This is a genomic window from Paenibacillus sp. BR1-192, from assembly GCF_029542445.1.
GTDB lineage: Bacteria > Bacillota > Bacilli > Paenibacillales > Paenibacillaceae > Paenibacillus_AQ > Paenibacillus_AQ lautus_A.
Genome location: NZ_CP120718.1, coordinates 4,187,468 through 4,206,825, shown reverse-complemented (window position 1 = coordinate 4,206,825; position 19,358 = coordinate 4,187,468). Strand labels below are relative to the sequence as shown.

Genomic DNA, 19,358 nt, shown 5'->3' with positions numbered 1-19,358 from the left:
GAATGACCGTAGGTTTATTGAGATAGATGCAAAGGGCCGGCCCAAGTCCCTAGGGTGCCAGAGCATCATATGAGGGCAAGTGGGGGCTGCTGCTGTATCTGAGATCCCACGGATGCATGAAATTATATTATGCAATTTAAAAAGGGTGTCCCTACAGCCGCTTGTACGGCGAGGGACACCCTTTCTTAGGCAAGAAAACAGCCGCTGTATGCGGTCTGCCTTCTGAGAAAGCATGTCGATAGCTGTTAAGCCGATTGTAACGGATCAACTCCTGCGCTATCCGCAGGTGCAGTTTAATACCGGTTTGCGCGCGGCCGTTGTTTCGTCGAGTCGCTTCACAACCGTGGTGTAAGGGGCGTTAATGACAACGTCAGGCGTAGACTCTGCTTCTTTTGCGATTTGGATCATCGTGTCGATGAAACCGTCCAGCGTTTCTTTGCTCTCCGTTTCGGTCGGCTCGATCATGATGCATTCCTCCACGTTGAGCGGGAAATAGATGGTTGGCGGATGATAGCCGAAATCGAGCAACCGCTTGGCAACGTCCAGGGTTCGCACGCCGTACTCCTTCAGCTTTCTGCCGGACAGCACGAATTCGTGCTTGCATAGGCCCGGGTAGGCTACTTCGTAATAAGGAGCCAGACGATGCATCATGTAGTTCGCATTCAGCACGGCGAGCTCGGAGACGCGGCGAAGTCCTTCCGGTCCATAGGTGCGAATATACGCATAGGCACGAACCAGAATGCCGAAGTTGCCATAGAACGCCTTCACGCGGCCGATCGACTGGGGACGGTCGTAATCCCAGTAGAAGGTGCCGTCTTGGCGCTTGGACACGATCGGTTTCGGCAGGAACGGGATCAGCAGGCTTTTCACGCCGACAGGGCCTGCGCCGGGGCCGCCTCCGCCATGGGGTGTGCTCATCGTTTTGTGCAGGTTGAGATGGACCACGTCAAAGCCCATGTCGCCTGGCCGGGTAATTCCCATGATGGCGTTGGAATTGGCTCCGTCATAGTACAGCAGACCGCCGGCGTCGTGCACGATTTCCGCAATTTCCACGATCTGCTCCTCGAACAGGCCAAGCGTACTCGGGTTCGTCAGCATAAGGGCCGCCGTATCCTCACCAACGACGGCGCGGAGGGCATCCAGATCCACCATGCCCCGTTCATTGGATTTAATCGTGATCGTGTCGTAACCGGCTACCGTTGCGCTGGCCGGGTTCGTGCCGTGAGAGGAGTCGGGTACGATGACCTTGGTGCGTTTCTCGCCGCGGCTCTCATGGTAGGCGCGAATCAGCATCAGCCCCGTCCATTCGCCATGGGCACCCGCAGCAGGCTGCAGCGTTACTTGATCCATGCCGGTCAATGCGGCTAGGTCGTTCTGCAGGGTATACAGCAGCTCTAGTGCGCCTTGAATGCTTTCCTCAGGCTGGTACGGATGAATCTTGGCAAAACCGGCAAAACGGGCAACATCCTCGTTGATCTTCGGGTTGTATTTCATCGTGCATGAGCCGAGCGGATAGAAACCGTTATCGATGCCGAAATTCCGTCGCGACAGCTCGGTATAATGACGGATGACATCCACTTCGTATACCTCCGGCAGTTCGGCCGGTTTGCTGCGCAGCAGGCTCTCCGGTATGAATGAAGCGGCGTCGGTTTCCGGTACGTCGCATTCGGGCAGGGAATAGGCGACGCGGCCGGGCTTGCTGAGTTCAAATATCAAGGCTTTTTCCGGTTTCATACAATCGCCTCCAATTCACCAATAAACTGGTCGATTTCGTCCTTCGTCCGCCGTTCGGTCACGGCGATCAGCATGCATCCATGAAGCTCAGGGTACGAAGAGCCAAGATCGTAACCGCCGATATAACCGGCCTCCAGCAGCTTCGAGTTGACCTCCTTCACGTTCGTTCCCTCAGGCAGCTTCACTACGAATTCATTGAAGAACGGAGAGCTGAATGGGAGGGATAGGGAGCCCTTGGCGACAAGGTCGGCAGCGTAATGGGATTTGCGCACATTCAGAAGCGCTGCCTCCTGCATGCCGGCTTTACCCAGCGTAGACATATAAACGGAGGCACACAGCGCGAGCAGCGCTTGGTTCGAGCAGATGTTCGACGTTGCTTTTTCCCTGCGAATATGTTGTTCCCGTGCCTGCAGCGTCAGCACAAAGCCGCGCTTTCCGTCCTTATCGACGGTTTGGCCCACGATCCGGCCGGGAATGCGGCGCATCAGCGGTTCGGATACCGCAAAGAATCCGCAGGTCGGCCCGCCGAGAGAGGCAGGGATGCCAAGCGGCTGGGCATCGCCAACAACGATGTCGGCCCCAAGCACGCCAGGGGATTCGAGCAGCCCGAGCGACAGCGGGTTTACGCTCAGCACGAGCAATGCTTTTTTGTCATGAACCAAGGGTTCGATCAATCTCACGTCCTCAATGCAGCCGAAGAAGTTCGGCGATTGCAGAAGCACGGCTGCCGTGTCATCCGTAACGGCAGCGGCGAGCGCATCCGGGTCGGTAACGCCGTTAACGATGCCGACTTCAACGACTTCCAGATCGAGACCGTGAGCCGAAGTCAGAACGATCTCCCGGGCTTCCGGGTGAACGGCTCGGGAAATAACGATTTTCTTTCGTTTGGTCGCCCCGCTGGCAAGCGCCGCTGCCTCAGCCAGTGCCGTTGAACCGTCATACATGCTGGCATTGGCTACTTTCATGCCGGTCAATTCACAGATATAAGATTGAAATTCAAAGATCGCTTGCAGCTCGCCTTGGCTGATCTCCGGTTGGTAGGGCGTGTACGCCGTGTAAAATTCGGAGCGGGAAATCACATGATTGAGGACGACGGGAATGTGGTGGTCATACAATCCGGCTCCGAGAAAGCTGGTATACCGGTCGAAATCGGCATTTCGATCCGCCAAGCGGCGCATATGCTTCAGCAGCTCTGGCTCGCCCAGCCGTTTCGACATCGGGAGGACGCCGTTGTATCGGACGGATTTAGGGATATCGGCAAACAGGTCTTCGATGGTCTCCGCTCCGACGGCGGCAAGCATGTCGGCCTGATCTTGATCTGTCATAGGCAAGTAACGATGCTTCATGATAAGGCAGCTCCTCTTTTATAGAATGGTGTCTTAACCACTTTGGCTTTTAATTTCTTACCGCGAATCTCGACCCATACCTCGGAATCCAAGCTTGCATAAGGGGTTTCGATCAAGGCCAATCCGAGATTTCGCTTAAGCGAGGGAGATTGAGTACCGCTGGTCACTTCACCGATCGGTTCACCATTACCGTTGAATACAGGGTAATGGGACCGCGGGATACCGCGATCAATAAGCTCAATGCCAACCAGCTTACGCGGCACACCGTCTTGTTTCTGCTGTTGAAGCGCTTCCCGCCCGATGAAATCGCCGCTGTCCAGCTTCACGAAATAACCGAGGCTGGCTTCAAGGGGTGAGATCGTGCTCGAAAGCTCCTGTCCGTACAATGGCAGTTTCGCCTCGAAGCGGAGCGTATCGCGCGCACCAAGTCCGGCCGGAATGAGTCCATGGTCTTCCCCCGCGGTTAACAGGCCTCTCCAGATATCCGGCGCATCCCCGGCGGAGCAATAAATTTCAAAGCCGTCTTCACCGGTATAACCGGTCCGTGAGAGCAAGGCGGCATGGCCGCATACTTGCGCGTTCTGAATAAAATGGAAGGAGGGGAGATCGCCGAGCGTCTCCGAGGTTGCCTTCGACAAGATGTTCTCGGCGGCAGGTCCTTGGAGTGCAATCAGTGCCGTCTCCGCGGATACGTTCCGGATGGCGACATCACCTGTGACGTGTTCATGAAGCCACTGAAGATCCTTATCGATGTTGGATGCGTTCACAACCAGCATGAATCGATCCGACGACAGTTTATAAACTAGCAGGTCATCGACCGTACCGCCGTTGTCATTACACATTAGCGTATATTGGGCCTGACCGACCGTAATTCGGGTGACGTCATTCGTGGTCATGTTCTGGATGAAAGCTTCGGCGTCTTGTCCGCTGATCATAAATTCACCCATGTGGGAGACGTCGAACAGGCCGGCGTGCTTGCGTACGGCTTCATGTTCTTGCACGATGCCGGAAAATTGCACGGGCAATTCCCAGCCGCCGAAATCGATGCAGCGAGTAGAAGGAAAATCGGAATAAAGCGGGTAAAGCGGTGTACGTTGTAATGAACTCATCTCTTCACCTCTTTAATTGGCATGGTCTATCGGGGAAACACCAAAAAAGGACAGACAGAAGGATAACAAGCCGTGCTCAAAAAGCCCGCTCGTTGCGTAATCCTTCTGCTCTGTCCTTTGTACCTGAGAGTTACCCCACATGTCATGTTAGTGTTGTGTCAAGCGTGTGTGAGTTTCCCCGTGGGTGATTCCTTATTCAGAATTCTCTCCAGAGGTGCGTCCGGTAAAGGTCCTTTTGCCTGAGAGATTCACCGTGTGATCCGGCTTACTCCTTCGGCGCTACCTGTCAGTCTGTCGGTAATCTCTCCCAATACCATCATCCGCGTGAAACATATTGAGTTGTCATCTTCCTACGTTCTTGTGATTATTATAAACGTGCCTCTCCATAAAGTGTCAACCTTTATTTCATCAAAAATAGGATCATGTTTAAAATTTTTGTTAGAAATCTTGACATCGACTCGTCCCTGTTTTATTCTGTGGGAGAATAAGCCAACCGAATATGCGAATGACGATGGATGGGAGAGACCGCTAACGAGTTGGGGATAACCCGAGCGGCACCGAAGGAGCAAACCGTTATGCCTGCCGGGCTGACGAGTAATCTCTCAGGTAAACGAACCGCCATCCGACGCAGCTCTGGAGAGTGCGCAAGCCACCCAAGGGGAAAGATCGAACCGTTAAGAGGCGGCCGATCACAAACTCTCAGGTACCGAGGACAGAGAGAAGGCGAAAGCCTTTTTTCGCGTCCTTTTTTTCATTCACCTTAATTTCATTTTTTAAGAAAAGAGGAGTATTCGAAAATGAGCGAAATCAGAGAGAATTTGGTGTACAGCGACGATCATGAATGGGCATTGAGGGTCGATGGGAATGTGGTGCGCGTCGGTATTTCCGATCATGCGCAGTGCCAGCTGGGCGATATCGTATTCGTAGAGCTTCCCGAGACGGGCGCTGCGGTTTCCGCAGGCGATAGCATCGGCACCATTGAGTCGGTCAAAACCGTTTCGGAGCTGTATTCCCCTGTTTCCGGAACCATTACGAAAGTGAATACCTCCTTGGAAGACCAGCCTGAGCTTGTGAACGGAGAGCCGTATGAAGGCGGATGGATTATGGAGGTAGAGGTGGAAGGCGATCTGGACGAAGCGCTAGGCAAACTGCTGACCGCGGATGCTTATCGTGCCAAAGTGGATTAGGAATCGTAACATTACAATAGGAACGAACGCATAGCATAACGGCTGCGACACGTAACGAGAATTACGGATCGCAGCCGTTTCCGTTTGTCCATTCATTCGGGGAACCATGCCACGCTTTATCCTGAGCTTGATGCCATGCGGCGCGACATGAAACGTGTCCGGAGCTCAGGCAGATTCACGATCAGAATTCCGCCGATAATGAACAAACTGCCTAGGACCGAATAAAGTGAAATCGTTTCGCCGTACAGAAATGCACCGAGTCCCAGCGCGATGATCGGCGACACGAAGAGCCAGGTGGACGGGAAAAAGGCATTCGTCGCTTTTAGCAGCCAGGCATACAGGCTATGGCCCAGCATCGAGCCGACGATTGTCAAATATATGACGGATCCTATGGCCGGCATCGTTGTCAGCCCAGTCCATTGCCCGCGTTCACTGAACAAGGATAGAAGCAATAAAGCCAAGCCCCCATGCATCATCTGCACCGCATTGATCGTAATCGGCGAGATATCCGGCATGTCAAAGGACAGTTTGCGGGTAGCAAGCGAGCCCACGCTGTAACCGATTTCGCCTATAAGGATGACCATGCAGCTCAGAATCCAGATGAGGTCGCTCCCGATCGCCAGCTTGGGCATGATGAGCACGCACACGCCCGCGAATCCGACCGCGCAGCCCCAGTAATCGCTGCGCCGGGCTTTCTTCCGCATGACAACGGATTGAATCATCAGGATCATCATGGGGCCCGTAGCCGACAGAATGGCGGCAATGCCAGAAGCTACATGCTGCTCGGCCCAATACAGCGTCGCAAACGTCAGAAACGTGCTGGTCATCCCGATCAGAAGGAATTCCTTGCGCAAGAGCAGGCTCGGTTTTGCCTTGCGCTGCAATATCATCCACAGGAAGATGAAGGCGCCCGCCAGAAGAAATCGAAGCCCCGCCGAGAGAAATGGCGGCAGCCCAGCCTCCACGCCGATTTTGATCGCGAGAAACGTGGTGCTGAAAATGGCGCACATTAATAAGTAGTTAAAAATAATCATGCTGCATCCTCCTTTTTCTATACTATAATAGGTAGTTAATAGAACAGATTCGGGTCTGATAGAACAGATTCGCCTGCAAATAGGTCAGGGGGAAAGAACGGATGAAGCTTTCGATGATGGATGAAAAGGCAGGAAAAGGGTCATTGCAGCAGCTGGTTTACGATACCGTTGCTAAGGGCATTGCAACAGGGGAGTGGAAGGAGTCTGACAAGCTGCCGTCGGTTAGGGTCATGGCGGAGCGTTTGAAGGTTCATCGATTAACGGTATTGAAGGCTTATCAGCAGCTGCTAAAGGATGGCATCGTGGAAGTGAAATATAAATCAGGGTATTTTGTGGCGAGTAAGGCAGAAGACGTTTCGGCGGAACCCCTTGCATTCAGCCCGCCTTGGGAATATCAGGCCAGATCGCTGTACGTCAATCGCAGCCGCTTGTCCGACATTCACAGGCATCAGGTCGATTACCAGATGTCGGAAGCGCTCATCGATCCTGCGCTGCTGCCGAATGCATTCTTGTCCAACCACGTCAAACAAGTGTTTGACATGTATCCGAAGGTATTAAGCACTTATTCTTCGGTGTCCGGAGATTTGGAGCTGCGCGAGGAAATGGCCCGGTATTTCATGGAGAAGCAGGGCATAGCGGTTCATCCGGAAGAACTGCTGATTACGACGGGATCCCAGCAAGCGATTGATCTGATTTCGCGTTCGCTCGTCAAAAGCGGAGATGCTGTATTGATCGAACGGCCGACATATAGCCCGGCGATTGATGTTTTTGTTCAGCAAAATGTCAATCTGCTCCCCATCGAGATTACGCCGCAAGGATACGACCTGGAACATATCGAATATATGATGCGGACGGAGAAGCCGAAGCTGTTCTACATGAACCCGACGTTTCAAAACCCGACAGGATATACGGTACCGGTAACGCAGCGCAAGGCGCTGGTTGAACTAGCCGAACGATATGAATGCATTCTGGTGGAGGATGAGGTTTATCACGACATTTATTTTGGAGATCCGCCGTCGCTGCCCTTTTTTTATTACGATACCGAGGGTTACGTCATTCATATTCGAAGCTTCAGCAAATACGTTGCCCCTGGCCTGCGGATATCGGTCCTGGCCGCACGTCCGGAGCTGATGAAGGTAATCGTACCGGTCAAGGCGCTTTCGGACAACGGTACGCCCTTGTTGACGCAAAAGATTTTTCAGCATTATTTCTTCTCCAGCAGGCTGCAGGAGCATGTGGCCAAGCTTCGGATTGCGCTGGAGCTTCGAAAAGCGAGGATGGAGAACCTGCTGGCGGCTACGGATTGGAGCTGGAGCAGCCCGGGAGGCGGCTTGAATCTATGGGTACGGCTGCCGGAAACGATCAACGTGGATGCGTTATTGCAGCAATGCCTGGCGGAATCGGTAGCGTTTGTTCCCGGACGGATATGCGATCCGCTGGATCGGATGGAATCGTGGATCAGGCTCAGTTACTCTTATATCAGCGAAGTTCAGCTGGATGAGGGAATACGTCGCCTCGTCGAGATATCGGACCGTGTGAAGCAGGATTAGCGCAACATATTGGCATGATTTTAAGGATGAATCGGACAGCAAAGAGAGTATTTATGGGGCTTGATGATGAAGAGCAGCCGGTTCCCTTAAAAAAGGTTGGCGGTCATGTCACAAAAGCAGCCCCCTCATCGTGTTATGTGCAAATCGCATAAAACAAAGGAGATGGGTTGTTTTGATAAAGGATTTCACATGCGTTGTCGTAGGGGGAGGCTTTGCCGGCATACATGCCCTCAAAGCCATTCATAAAGGCTGCCAGAAAGGGCTGAACGGAAGAAAGCTGCGATTGTTCCTTATCGATCAAGGTTCCGCCCATGTGCGGAAAGTGCTTTTATTCCGCCCTGCCGTAAGTGGGGAAAGCATAACCGTCCCGTGGGAACAGGTCATGCCGGAAGGCACCCGCTTCATACAGGGCAGGGTGACTAACATTGACAAGGAGAGCAAGCTGCTGAGCTTGGAAGACGGCAGAGGGCAGGAGCATAGGATGGAGTATGATGTCCTTGTGATGGCGGTTGGAAGCGTCGTGCGCCAGGCAGCACCGGAACAAGGCGGCATATCGCTGACAGGCATGGAAGCGGCGGAACGTATCCGGGAACACTGGCAGTCCAATCTTAGGCTTGCGGCAGCAGAAACGGATGCGCAGGAGAAGCAGCGGCTGATGAGTATTGCCGTAGCCGGTGCAGGCATTACCGGAATCGAGACGTCGGCCGAGCTGATTCATGCGATGCGGGCTGAGGCGGGTAAGCTCCGTTTAGACCCGGAACATATTCGGGTGCATCTGTTCAATGCTCAGGATCGCTTGTTCCTCGAAGGGCCTGCCAAAGTAGGGAAACGGCTTGAACGATATCTAACCGAGCTTGGCATAGTCCTTCATCAGGGGAGAAGAGCGCTTAAGGAGGAACAGGGGCAGCTTCATTTTCTTGAAGGAGCTCCCATCCCTGTCGGCCTTACGGTGTGGACGCTTGGTCTGGCTCCGAATCCCGCCCTGCTTAGCCTGGGGCTGCCCGTGACGGCGGACGGGCAGATCGTTGTGGATGAAAGCTACCGTGTCAAGGATGCGCCGGGAATATACGGCATTGGCGATTGCGCGCATGTGGTCGATCCCGCAAGCGGTGCTGCAGACCGGATGACATGCAAGGAAGCGATTCCGCAAGCGGCGCGGCTTGGCGGCATCGTGCAGGCGGATGTAACCGGAACCCCAGCCGCCAAGCACAGGAGCGTAAATGAAGGGTATACGGTTGGATTGGGACCCGGACACGGCCTGGTGTGGTCACGTGCCTGGGGAATGGATCTGATGATCACAGGAAAGCTGGCTTACAAGGTCAAATCGTTCATGTGGAATTATTCCAGCATGGTTCGTTAGATAAGGGACGATCCTGCTTGAAAGGATGAAAAGACGGTATGTTAGAGCTGTATGAACAGTATAAGGGTCTTCTGTTTCATCTGGCGTATCAAATGACCGGAACGGTTACGGATGCAGAGGATGCGGTACAGGATGTGTTCGTGAAGGTCCAAAGCCTTCCCATCGGACAAATACGGGAGCCCAAAGCCTATTTGTGCAAAATGGTGACGAATCGCTGTCTCGACGAGATCAAGTCAGCCAGAAATCGGAGAGAGCAGTATTTCGGTCCTTGGCTTCCCGAGCCGATTCCGGAATCCTATGGCGAGACCTATGAGACCGTCGAGAACCAAGAGCTGCTCTCTTATGCCATGCTGGTTCTGCTCGAACGGCTGTCTCCCTCGGAGCGGGCCGTATTCGTCCTGCGGGAAGCGCTGGGATTCGATTACCCGGAAATCGCCGGGCTGATCGATAAAACCGAGGCCAACTGCCGCAAGCTCATGAGCAGGGCAAGAGGAAAAATGGGGATCACGGAGGAAGACCTGATTGGCGTAGGGTCCGTTGAGGAGGAATGGGTAAACCGATTCTTCACGGCCCTGTCCGAGGGAAACGCCGAACATGTCCTGTCCCTGCTGGCGGACGATGCCGTTCTTCTGTCCGACGGCGGCGGTAAAGTGATCGCGGCGGCAAGGCCGGTCGAAACCCGGGAGCGGGTTGCCCGTTTTCTTAGCGGCATTCTGCGCCAAGCACTGCTGGAGGATGGTGTTGCGCCGGAGATCGAGGTCAGGGAATTGAACCATCAAACCGGGGTTGTTTTCCGGCAAGCCGGGAACGTAACGGGCGTCGTTTTCTTCAATATCCGGAATGGATTGCTGCAGGATATCTATATCGTGAGAAATCCGGATAAACTGACAGGGATTTAAGCCATTACAGTTTACATTGCGGCCGACCTTTTGAAGAGGGAGGCTGCTTTTTTTATTGGCAAGGGAAAGACGTTGAATGTCCCGGCGCTAAGCCTGCAGCTCGATTGCATGAGCTTTTTATGAAGGTCGCATGAAACTGGATTCGTATTCCATATTGCAGGGTAATTAGATGTCGGGTCCGCAAGCGGACCTGTTACCAAGGGAAACACTTGTCAGAGACTCATCTACTACATACCAGGAGGTTCCGATCATGGACAATTCAAATTCCAATTCGAATGTCAACAACAGCAACAACAAGACGAGCAAGGACCAACAGCTGGAACAATTTACGGTAGACAATGACGGGAAGAACTTGACCACGAACCAGGGGCTTACGGTCTCTGAGGATGAGCATTCGCTTAAGGCCGGCGAACGCGGTCCGACGTTAATGGAGGACTTCCATTTCAGAGAGAAAATGACGCATTTCGACCATGAGCGAATTCCTGAGCGCATTGTGCATGCCCGCGGTTTTGGAGCCCATGGTTATTTTCAGTTATATGAATCGATGAAAGATTATACCAAAGCCAAATTCCTGCAGGATCCTTCCGTCGTGACGCCCGTATTTGTCCGGTTCTCGACGGTGGCGGGTTCCAGGGGCTCAGCCGATACCGTGCGGGACGTGCGCGGTTTCGCAACTAAATTTTATACGGAAGAGGGCAACTATGATCTGGTTGGCAACAACATGCCTGTATTCTTCGTACAGGATGCGATGAAGTTTCCCGATTTCGTTCACGCGGTAAAGCCCGAGCCCCATAACGAGATTCCGCAGGCGCAGTCCGCTCACGATACGTTCTGGGATTTTGTAGCTAACAACACGGAAAGCGCGCACATGGTGATGTGGGCGATGTCCGACCGTTCGCTTCCGCGAAGCTTCCGAATGATGGAGGGCTTCGGCGTGCATACCTTCCGTTTCGTGAACGAGGAAGGAAAGGCGCATTTTGTGAAATTCCACTGGAAACCCGTGCTGGGCACTCATTCTCTCGTGTGGGACGAAACGCAGAAGCTGGCAGGTAAGGATCCCGACTTTAACCGCCGCGACCTATGGGATGCCATCGACACGGGGAACTATCCGGAATTCGAATTTGGCGTTCAAATGATCGGGGAGGACGAGGAATTCAATTTTGATTTTGATATCCTCGATCCGACGAAGATATGGCCGGAAGAGATCATTCCGGTCAGAATCATCGGAAAAATGACGCTTAATCGCAATACGGATAATTTCTTTGCGGAGACGGAACAGATTGCATTCCATCCGGGTCATGTCGTGCCCGGCATCGATTTTACCAATGATCCGCTGCTGCAGGGACGTCTGTTCTCCTATACCGATACGCAGCTGTCCCGTCTGGGCGGGCCGAATTTCCATGAAATTCCGATTAATCGTCCAATTGCGCCGGTTCATAACAACCAACGGGACGGGATGCACCGCATGACCATCAATAAGGGGCCGGTCAGCTATCATAAGAACGGCATTGCGGGCAACACGCCCAAGCCCGTTCCAGCCGAACGAGGCGGCTACGAGCATTATACCGAGAAGGTAGAGGGTCGCAAGGTGCAAGCCCGAAGCGACAGCTTCAAGGATCACTTCAGCCAGGCGGCTTTGTTCTGGAACAGCATGTCCGAGGTGGAGAAGCAGCATATCGTATCCGCATTCCAGTTCGAGCTTGGCAAAGTGCAGCGGAAGGAGATCCGCCAGCAGATCGTCGACCTGTTTGCAAATGTGGACAGCGAACTCGCGACAAGAATCTCGGAAGGGTTAGGAACCATTCCTCCCCAAACCAGCGGCTCCGCTTCCAAAGACTCCTCTCCGGCACTCAGCATGATGAACACCGTGAAGCTCCCGTTAACGCGAAAGGTAGCTGTGCTTGCAGGCAATGGATTCACGGACGAGCTTCCGTTCGTGCTTGCGCAGCTTCAGCAAGCCGGCATCATCACCGAAGTGGTTAGCCCGAAGCTTGGCGTCATTACAGGCAAATCCGGCGGAGAACTGGAAGTGAAACATTCGCTCCTGGGGGCGGATTCCGTGTTATTCGACGCGGTGCTTGTGGCGGGCGGGGCGCTAAGCGTGTCAGAGCTCCTGACGGAGCAGAAGGTGCTGGACTTCATCAAGGAAGCTTATCAGCATTTCAAACCGATCGCGGCCATCGCCGAAGGAATGAATCTGCTTCCGGCGGCGAGCGGTGAAGGGATCGTGGTCGCTCAAGAGAATGAGGATTCGAAGCTGTTCGGCCAAGCCTTCATTGATGCGATTGCGGCACATCGCCATTGGTCCCGAACCATCTAAGAGGAATTGCCCTTGAATATATAGATCAGCTGCGCTATAATTCCCCTTAATCAATGGCTCAAAGTGAAGGGGATTATGACATGAACAGCATCAAATCGAATCAACTTCATCATCACAAGCAGCGTTAGCACGCCTGTAAATCTACAGGGCGGGCTAACGCTGTTCGCGTTGGCCTCCCTGCCGCATACCAAGCGCGCGGGACCATGAGGTCCGGCGCGTTTTTTATTTTCTCGGAACGAAAGGATGAGCAGCGATGCAGAACGTAAAAGGGACATATGATTATTTTGGACAGGAACAGGCTGTAAGGAGAAAGGTGCAATCGACACTTCGTGAAGTGTTTGAATGTTACGATTTCGCGGAGATGGAGTCAACCATCCTGAATGAATTGGAGCTGCTGTCTTCCAAGTATGCTGGAGGAGAAGAAATACTCAAGGAGATGTATCATCTGACGGATCAGGGAGCGCGACAGCTGGGGTTGCGCTACGACCTGACGATACCGTTCGCCAAGGTGATCGCGCTGAACCCAGGCATCAGCCAGCCATTCAAGCGATATGAGATGGGGAAGGTATTTCGGGACGGCCCCGTCAAAAGGGGCAGATTGCGGGAGTTTCTGCAGTGCGACGTCGATGTGGTGGGGGTTGCGGGTCCGGAAGCGGAAGCGGAGCTGATGCAGCTCGCAGCCGAGGTGTTCCGAAGACTTGAAATTCCGATCGTCCTCAGGTGGAACAATCGTGGCTTTCTGGGTGAACTCCTGGGAGCTATGGGTGTACCGGCCGACCTAAGTTCATCCGTCATGTTGACACTGGATAAGCTGGACAAGATCGGGAGGGAAGGGGTTCGGAAAGAGCTCGCGGATAAGGTGATTGATCAGGAAATTTGTCGCAACGTCCTGAGTTTCGTGGATCTCAAGGAACCGACGTTCGAGCAGATTACCAGAACATACAACCTGGAGCCGGGGCGGGGCGCGCGCGAAGTTCAAATCCTGCAAAGCCTGCTGCAGCGTGTCGGTTTGCAGGACGTCTGCGTATTTGATCCGTTTCTTTCCCGGGGATTGTCGTTTTACACGGGAACCGTTTACGAAATTTACGACGCGTCCCATGCTTTTCGATCAAGCCTGGGCGGCGGCGGCAGATATGACGCGATCATCGGGCAGCTTGTTGGACGGGAAGATATGGCATATCCGACGGTAGGGCTTTCGTTCGGCATGGAATCCATCATGGAGATGCTTCGGGACCGGGTGGTTGAAACGAACAGGCCACACGTTGTGGTCATCCCGATAGGAGAAGCTGTCCCGGAAGGATTGATGGCTGCTGCGGCACTTCGGAATCGCGGGATTCGTACCCGATTGGCTACCCAGCGGCGCAAATTGAAAAAGACCTTAGCCTCAGCTTCGGCGGAAGGCATCCCTTATGCCATTCTGATCGGCGAAGATGAAGCGGCGGCCGGCGTGCTTCGATTGAAGAACATGTCCGACGGCATGGAGCTTACATTAAAATTGAAGGAAGCGGAGGAGTTCATAAGCCGGAACTTGATGGCTTGATATGAAACGAAGGGCTTCTGTGATGTAACAAGGATGTGCAGTTTAAGGCTAACGGTTTAGGGGGAATGGAGCCGTTCTTTTTTTGAATATAATGGATTTCTACCGAAAAGGTACTCGCGCTCGAAACGATCTCCAAGTAGAATAAACGTATTGGATTTTACCAAGGGGGGAGCGGATTGCAATGCTGTACGAACAATTTTTCATGCTGCACCGGAAGCTTGCTGTTAACGCTCCAGTCCATACCGCTACGGAAGTGACGCTTGAGCAGATTGCCGACACGCTTTATTGCACGTCGCGCAACGCGAAGCTCGTTTTGCGCAAGCTCGAAGAGAAGGGCTGGATTCTGTGGAAAGCCGGACGCGGGCGAGGAAACCGGTCCAAGCTGACCTTTCAAGCGGATCAAGCAGAGCTGCTTCAGGAAGCGGCACAGCAGCTCGCGGAAAAAGGGGAATACAAGCAAGCCTTTGAGCTGCTTCGTACCTACGGAGAAGGCATTCGGACCAACGACTCCTACGTGGAGTGGATGAATGGGCATTTTGGCTTTTGCAAGGAGATGAAGGAAGGGGAGGAAGAAGCCAGGGACTCGCTGCGGCTGCCGGTTTATCGGCTGATCGAAACCTTGGACCCCGCCGAGTGCTATTACAGTTTTCAAGCTCATATGATCCAGCAAATATTCGATCGATTGGTGGTATACGATAAAGCAAAGGATCAATACATGCCTGTGATTGCGCATCATTGGGAGAGCAGCGAGGATGGAACGAGCTGGACGTTTCATCTTCGTAAAGGGATTCTGTTCCATGACGGCAAGGAATTAACGGCAGAGGACGTGAAATTCACGGTGGAGCGCTTGGGTCAGGATCGACGGAATGCTTGGATCGTGCGAGAACTTCACAGCGTAGAGGCGGTGTCGCCCCGCGAGGTCCGTTTTATCCTGAATAAGCCGAATCGGATTTTCATCCGATTTCTCAGTTCCATATGCATGTCCATCGTGCCTAAACATCTGCTGATTCAGGATGAAGAACAGTTCTGGAGGCTTCCTGTCGGAACGGGGCCCTTTCAGGTGGAGGAATGGACCGAGGAAAGGCTGACCATTCATGCGAATGCCCACTATTATCAAGGGCGGCCGCATTTGGACAGCATCCAAATCATTATGATGCCGGAAGATGCCGAGCACTGCAACGTCAGTTGGGAGCGGCTGCTGCAGGATTCGGAGCAATTCGGTCATGGCGGCGACCATCATGCTGTGGATATCATAGAATCCTCCGAAGGCTGCACGACTTTGATTACATGGAATATGAAAAAACAGGGGCCGTTTCAATCCGTCGAATTTCGCCGCGCATTCAATCTGATCCTGAACCGTTCGGAGATGATCCGGGAGCTGGGCGACAATCGTCTTTATCCGGCCAGAGGGTTCATTATGGATGAACAAGCGCCTTACCGCAAAGACCGTTATGATCCCGAGTTCGCCAAGTCGCTGTTGAGGCAGTCGGGTTACGACGGTTCCCCCGTCATCATGGCAACGCTGGCCAATCATATCAAGGATGCCGAATGGATCCAGAATCAGTGTGCTTCCGTTGGGATTTCATTGATGATCCGGGAGATACGTATGGATACCATGCTGCATCCCGACGTGGTGAATAGTATGGACTGCATTTTGCACGGCCTAGTTCTTCCGGGCGAAGAAGTATGCATCATCGAGAATTACGAGCAGGAGGGCAGCATTGTCAAAGAGTTCCTGGATCCGTCCCTGCAGGATTGGGTAAAAGAATGCATCGATGACGCGCTTGCCAGCGAACGGTGCGAGGAGCGGTTGAGCATTTTATCGAACATCGAGGAGAGGCTGCGGGAGGAAGCGCATGTATCATTCCTGATTCATACGAGATTCTTCGCAAGTTTGCATCCTTCTTACAAGGGAGTCGTCATTAATAATCTGGGATGGCTGGATTTTAAGCAGATCTGGCGGGCGTGATTCCCGTAAAAAAGAGCAAGCGCGTACAACCGCGCTTGCTCTTTTGGCTTATAAGGATTTTGAATGGGTTTTTCGTGATCTCCGCTTTCGAAAGAACCCGTAAAGCTTATCGATAAGTCGACGATTCCTCGCATTTGACTCCGATTCACCAACGCCGATCTCATCATGAATAATGAATCTTCCTTGACGATCCAGTTCGTCCCAATGTGCTTGCCGATATTCATTTAGCTTCTCCAGCGTATATATATCGTTATTCATGGCAACCTCCCTATCAGACATTCAGGATTTCGCGGTAACTTACGTAGAATGTCTTGATAGTCTCATTATGGAGGTCAACCGAGCTTGTAAAAAGTGTAAACCTCGGCAGCCGGATTTCCCCTTTTCATGAACGGAAGGACTACCGCAGGAACCAGATCACACTTTATATTCTTTATGAGCGATGGCGCTGTTCTCAATCTGGATGGTTGAATGCTCAATGTGGAATCGACTTTCCAGAAGATCAATCGCTTGTTGAAGGATCTCATAACCAGGCACGTCATCATTCACGACAAGATGGCAGCTCAAGGAGTCGAAATTGGACGTAATCGTCCAAATGTGGAGATCATGGATGCCCGTGACTCCCGGAATGGACAGCAGGGATTTCGTTACCTCATCAGGGTTAATCGCTGCAGGTGCACCCTCCATCAGGATATGAACGGTATTCTGTATAATTCTCCAGGCGCTTTTCAGGATCAGGATCGAAACCAAAATGGAAATCATAGGATCTGCAATATACCATCCAAATGCAATCATGAGAATCCCGGCGACAATAGCACCTACGGAGCCAAGCGCATCGCCGATGACATGGAGGTAGGCGCTTCGCAGGTTCACATTGTTCTTCACGTCGCCCATCCGCATCAAGGACCATGCACTCAAAAGATTAGCCAACAAGCCGATGGACGCAATGAGCATCATGCTGCCGCTGGCAACGGCCGGCGGGTCATCAAAGCGTTGAATCGCCTCCCAGACGATAAAGCCGGCGATGACAAACAGGGCGACGCCATTCAATAGTGCTGCCAGTATTTCGAAACGGTAAAAGCCGTAGGTCTTGTTCGGCGATGAGGGCCTTGCGGCAAACCATAAAGCGACCAGACTGAGCAGCAAAGCGCTGGCATCGCTTAGCATATGGCCGGAATCGGATAACAGGGCCAGACTGTTGGTAAGCAAGCCTCCCACAAATTCTAGAATCATAATGCCGAGCGTGATGATCAGGGCGATGGCAAGACCTTTCTTATTCCCTGAGCGGGCGTGATCATGGTGACTGTGGTCATGACCGTGCCGGTGGTTGTGATGGTGCATAATCGAAAACTCCCTTCAGATAAACCCTAAGAATGTTGAACGAATGATTCAAAAAGCCGATTAAATTTTAATATGAACATATGCTCATATACAATGTTATTTCAGACTGCTCCTGTTGTCAAGTTTTTCCGAAAAGTTAGGTCATCCAAATTATTTTTCACTTGCTCATTTATCTAGTATGCTTAAAGGGTGGTTCATTCAATGTAAAGAGAATAGGCTCAAAATCGATGGAACAAGGGGAGTTATTGCGACATGGGAGAACAGCGGAAATCGCTTGGCGAGGCTTACGGCGAAACAGCATACCCATTGATTGGCCATAGCCGCAGGAATGTTGAAGTGCTGCTCGAGGCATTTCGCAGCGCGGATGGGTCGCAGATGGGGGATACATACGGCAAGGGCGCCATCATCGAAGAGTTTCAGACGCGAATGGCAGAGGTTCTGGGTAAGGAATCGGCGGTATTCTTTCCCAGCGGAACGATGGCGCAGCAGATTGCTTTGCGGATCTGGTGCGATGATGCGGATCTGAAGCGAGTGGCGTATCACCCGCTTTGCCATTTGGAGATTCACGAGGAGGACGGGCTTAAAGAGCTGCATCATATCGAGCCGATTCTGCTTGGCGATCAGGAGCGTTTGATTACGCTTGAGGACGTCCAGCGTTTGGATCGTGACATTGCATGTCTGCTTCTGGAATTGCCGCAGCGTGAAATCGGAGGGCAGCTGCCTGATTACGCGGAGTTGGAGGCCATTTCGGCCTATTGCCGTACTCAAGGCATCAAGCTGCATCTGGACGGGGCAAGATTGTTCGAGATTACACCGTATTATCAGAAAACGGCTGCAGAAATCTGTGCTCTTTTTGACAGCGTGTATGTATCTTTCTATAAAGGCATCGGCGGGATTGCCGGCGCCATTCTGGCCGGCGGGACCGATTTCACGGCAAAGTCCAAAGTGTGGAAGAGACGGCATGGCGGCGATCTGGTCAGTCTTTACCCGTATATTATCAGCTCAGATTATTATTATGCGGAAAGAATAGGCAGCATGGGCCGGTATTACGAAGAAGCCAAAGAGCTAGCAGCGATGTTCGGCCAGTGCCGAGGCGTGAAGACGAAGCCTGCCGTGCCCGTATCGAATATGTTCCATGTGTACTTTGAAATGGACAAGGAACAGCTGGAACCGATCCTGATTGATGTGTACCGTGCGACGGGGGTCGGATTGGTCGCTTATCTGAACGAGGCAGGGAAAGATCAGTGTTATTCGGAAGTCAACATCGGGGAGAGGTACGGCAAGACGCCAAAAGAGAGCATTCACGAAGCCTTCCGAATGTTGAACGAAAAATTCAGGCATATAACAACAAAAAGGACCTGATTCAGGTCCTTTTTACGTGGCGCATTCAGCTTATCAGCCCCATATAGACCAGTTCCGATGGATTGGCTGGATGCTGAGCGAGGCCGATGGTATCACCGGCTCTCGGAATTTGCAGTTTCGATACGAGCGTTTCCAGCGTTTTGGTATATTGCTTTCCTCCGTTCTCGGTGACATCCAGTTCTAGGATGACGACGGGATCGAAATTGATCAGCTTTCCGGTATCCCGTATGGATCGTACGTTGGCGGTCGCCGTTAACGAAAGGGCGCCTGTCGCTGCCATCTGTGCCTGTTTAGCTTGCTCCAGACTTTGATTGATGGCGTGTCGATGTTCTTTCGGCACTAAACCCTTCATCATCATACCCGTCAAACCTTTGTTCATCATTTGATCTGCTTTCTCCAGCGCATCCTGCGGACTTTTCTTTTTGCTAAACCATCCCATAATCGAGCACCTCGCTTAGATGAATTATTTATAATTCAATGTTAGCCTCGGTGAGCTGTGGCGACAATGGTTTCGCAAGGAAACAAAACTTCGGGCAATATGATGGAATGAACCTCATCGTTTCGGAAAAACTTTTGCGGTATTCATAGGGTTCAATCAAGTTGATTCGGT

The 19,358-nt window shown here is 52.5% G+C and carries 14 protein-coding genes and 3 riboswitches; of the genes, 8 read left to right on the top strand and 6 right to left on the bottom strand.

Annotated elements, in window-relative coordinates:
• Positions 1 to 276: 276 nt before the first annotated feature.
• The 3 genes from gcvPB to gcvT are packed head-to-tail and all read right to left on the bottom strand — an operon-like array spanning position 277 to position 4,189.
• Positions 277 to 1,734: an aminomethyl-transferring glycine dehydrogenase subunit GcvPB gene (gene gcvPB / locus P0X86_RS18630; RefSeq protein ID WP_277746165.1), complete on the bottom strand. Its 1,458-nt coding sequence runs from the start codon at positions 1,732 to 1,734 to the stop codon at positions 277 to 279.
• Complete coding sequence (gene gcvPA, locus P0X86_RS18625; protein WP_277746164.1) at positions 1,731 to 3,080, bottom strand: aminomethyl-transferring glycine dehydrogenase subunit GcvPA; 1,350 nt, start codon at positions 3,078 to 3,080, stop codon at positions 1,731 to 1,733. Before gcvPA ends, gcvPB begins: the two co-directional genes overlap by 4 nt.
• Positions 3,077 to 4,189 carry a glycine cleavage system aminomethyltransferase GcvT gene (gene gcvT / locus P0X86_RS18620; RefSeq protein ID WP_096774154.1) on the bottom strand — a complete coding sequence of 371 codons (1,113 nt, stop codon included), beginning with the start codon at positions 4,187 to 4,189 and terminating at the stop codon, positions 3,077 to 3,079. The genes gcvPA and gcvT overlap by 4 nt, the downstream gene beginning before the upstream one ends.
• A 108-nt stretch (positions 4,190 to 4,297) precedes the next feature.
• Positions 4,298 to 4,403, bottom strand: a riboswitch (glycine riboswitch).
• Positions 4,404 to 4,406: 3 nt separating this feature from the next.
• Positions 4,407 to 4,509: riboswitch (glycine riboswitch) on the bottom strand.
• A 185-nt stretch (positions 4,510 to 4,694) separates the two neighbouring features.
• A riboswitch (glycine riboswitch) is annotated at positions 4,695 to 4,817 on the top strand.
• A gap of 169 nt (positions 4,818 to 4,986) precedes the next feature.
• On the opposite strand from gcvT, the gene gcvH reads away from it, so the two are divergent.
• The gene (gene gcvH / locus P0X86_RS18615) at positions 4,987 to 5,376 is read left to right on the top strand and encodes a glycine cleavage system protein GcvH (protein WP_036660848.1); all 390 of its coding nucleotides are present in this window, start codon (positions 4,987 to 4,989) and stop codon (positions 5,374 to 5,376) included.
• 116 nt (positions 5,377 to 5,492) lie between these two features.
• Here the strand turns inward: gcvH and P0X86_RS18610 are convergent, their stop codons facing one another.
• The gene (locus P0X86_RS18610; RefSeq protein WP_277746163.1) at positions 5,493 to 6,410 is read right to left on the bottom strand and encodes a DMT family transporter; all 918 of its coding nucleotides are present in this window, start codon (positions 6,408 to 6,410) and stop codon (positions 5,493 to 5,495) included.
• A 101-nt stretch (positions 6,411 to 6,511) separates the two neighbouring features.
• Here P0X86_RS18610 and P0X86_RS18605 point away from each other — a divergent pair, with 101 nt between their 5' ends.
• From P0X86_RS18605 to P0X86_RS18580, 6 genes are all read left to right on the top strand, one after another.
• Positions 6,512 to 7,960: an aminotransferase-like domain-containing protein gene (locus P0X86_RS18605; protein WP_277746162.1), complete on the top strand. Its 1,449-nt coding sequence runs from the start codon at positions 6,512 to 6,514 to the stop codon at positions 7,958 to 7,960.
• 172 nt (positions 7,961 to 8,132) lie between these two features.
• Entirely contained in the window at positions 8,133 to 9,320 is a 1,188-nt protein-coding gene (locus P0X86_RS18600; RefSeq protein ID WP_277746161.1) for an NAD(P)/FAD-dependent oxidoreductase, read from the top strand.
• Between the two features lie 38 nt (positions 9,321 to 9,358).
• The gene (locus P0X86_RS18595; protein WP_192571551.1) at positions 9,359 to 10,219 is read left to right on the top strand and encodes an RNA polymerase sigma-70 factor; all 861 of its coding nucleotides are present in this window, start codon (positions 9,359 to 9,361) and stop codon (positions 10,217 to 10,219) included.
• Positions 10,220 to 10,469: 250 nt separating this feature from the next.
• Positions 10,470 to 12,539 carry a catalase gene (locus P0X86_RS18590; RefSeq protein ID WP_192571552.1) on the top strand — a complete coding sequence of 690 codons (2,070 nt, stop codon included), beginning with the start codon at positions 10,470 to 10,472 and terminating at the stop codon, positions 12,537 to 12,539.
• A gap of 253 nt (positions 12,540 to 12,792) precedes the next feature.
• Positions 12,793 to 14,079, top strand: a complete 1,287-nt coding sequence (locus P0X86_RS18585; RefSeq protein WP_277746160.1) for a histidine--tRNA ligase — start codon at positions 12,793 to 12,795, stop codon at positions 14,077 to 14,079.
• Positions 14,080 to 14,260: 181 nt separating this feature from the next.
• A complete protein-coding gene (locus P0X86_RS18580; RefSeq protein ID WP_277746159.1) occupies positions 14,261 to 16,048 on the top strand; it encodes an ABC transporter substrate-binding protein in 1,788 nt (595 codons plus the stop codon).
• Between the two features lie 414 nt (positions 16,049 to 16,462).
• Here the strand turns inward: P0X86_RS18580 and P0X86_RS18575 are convergent, their stop codons facing one another.
• Positions 16,463 to 17,386 carry a cation diffusion facilitator family transporter gene (locus P0X86_RS18575; protein WP_277746158.1) on the bottom strand — a complete coding sequence of 308 codons (924 nt, stop codon included), beginning with the start codon at positions 17,384 to 17,386 and terminating at the stop codon, positions 16,463 to 16,465.
• Positions 17,387 to 17,638: 252 nt separating this feature from the next.
• Here P0X86_RS18575 and P0X86_RS18570 point away from each other — a divergent pair, with 252 nt between their 5' ends.
• Positions 17,639 to 18,748 carry a threonine aldolase family protein gene (locus P0X86_RS18570; protein ID WP_277746157.1) on the top strand — a complete coding sequence of 370 codons (1,110 nt, stop codon included), beginning with the start codon at positions 17,639 to 17,641 and terminating at the stop codon, positions 18,746 to 18,748.
• Between the two features lie 25 nt (positions 18,749 to 18,773).
• Here P0X86_RS18570 and P0X86_RS18565 read toward each other — a convergent pair whose 3' ends face one another.
• The gene (locus tag P0X86_RS18565) at positions 18,774 to 19,187 is read right to left on the bottom strand and encodes a hypothetical protein (RefSeq protein ID WP_096774143.1); all 414 of its coding nucleotides are present in this window, start codon (positions 19,185 to 19,187) and stop codon (positions 18,774 to 18,776) included.
• Positions 19,188 to 19,358 lie beyond the last annotated feature (171 nt).

Coding starts and splice junctions, on each gene's coding strand:
- P0X86_RS18570 (WP_277746157.1), top strand. CDS start 17,639: ATGGGAGAACAGCGGAAATCGCTTGGCGAGGCTTACGGCGAAACAGCA.
- gcvT (WP_096774154.1), bottom strand. CDS start 4,189: ATGAGTTCATTACAACGTACACCGCTTTACCCGCTTTATTCCGATTTT.
- P0X86_RS18585 (WP_277746160.1), top strand. CDS start 12,793: ATGCAGAACGTAAAAGGGACATATGATTATTTTGGACAGGAACAGGCT.
- P0X86_RS18575 (WP_277746158.1), bottom strand. CDS start 17,386: ATGCACCATCACAACCACCGGCACGGTCATGACCACAGTCACCATGAT.
- gcvPA (WP_277746164.1), bottom strand. CDS start 3,080: ATGAAGCATCGTTACTTGCCTATGACAGATCAAGATCAGGCCGACATG.
- P0X86_RS18590 (WP_192571552.1), top strand. CDS start 10,470: ATGGACAATTCAAATTCCAATTCGAATGTCAACAACAGCAACAACAAG.
- P0X86_RS18595 (WP_192571551.1), top strand. CDS start 9,359: ATGTTAGAGCTGTATGAACAGTATAAGGGTCTTCTGTTTCATCTGGCG.
- P0X86_RS18610 (WP_277746163.1), bottom strand. CDS start 6,410: ATGATTATTTTTAACTACTTATTAATGTGCGCCATTTTCAGCACCACG.
- P0X86_RS18580 (WP_277746159.1), top strand. CDS start 14,261: ATGCTGTACGAACAATTTTTCATGCTGCACCGGAAGCTTGCTGTTAAC.
- P0X86_RS18605 (WP_277746162.1), top strand. CDS start 6,512: ATGAAGCTTTCGATGATGGATGAAAAGGCAGGAAAAGGGTCATTGCAG.
- gcvPB (WP_277746165.1), bottom strand. CDS start 1,734: ATGAAACCGGAAAAAGCCTTGATATTTGAACTCAGCAAGCCCGGCCGC.
- gcvH (WP_036660848.1), top strand. CDS start 4,987: ATGAGCGAAATCAGAGAGAATTTGGTGTACAGCGACGATCATGAATGG.
- P0X86_RS18565 (WP_096774143.1), bottom strand. CDS start 19,187: ATGGGATGGTTTAGCAAAAAGAAAAGTCCGCAGGATGCGCTGGAGAAA.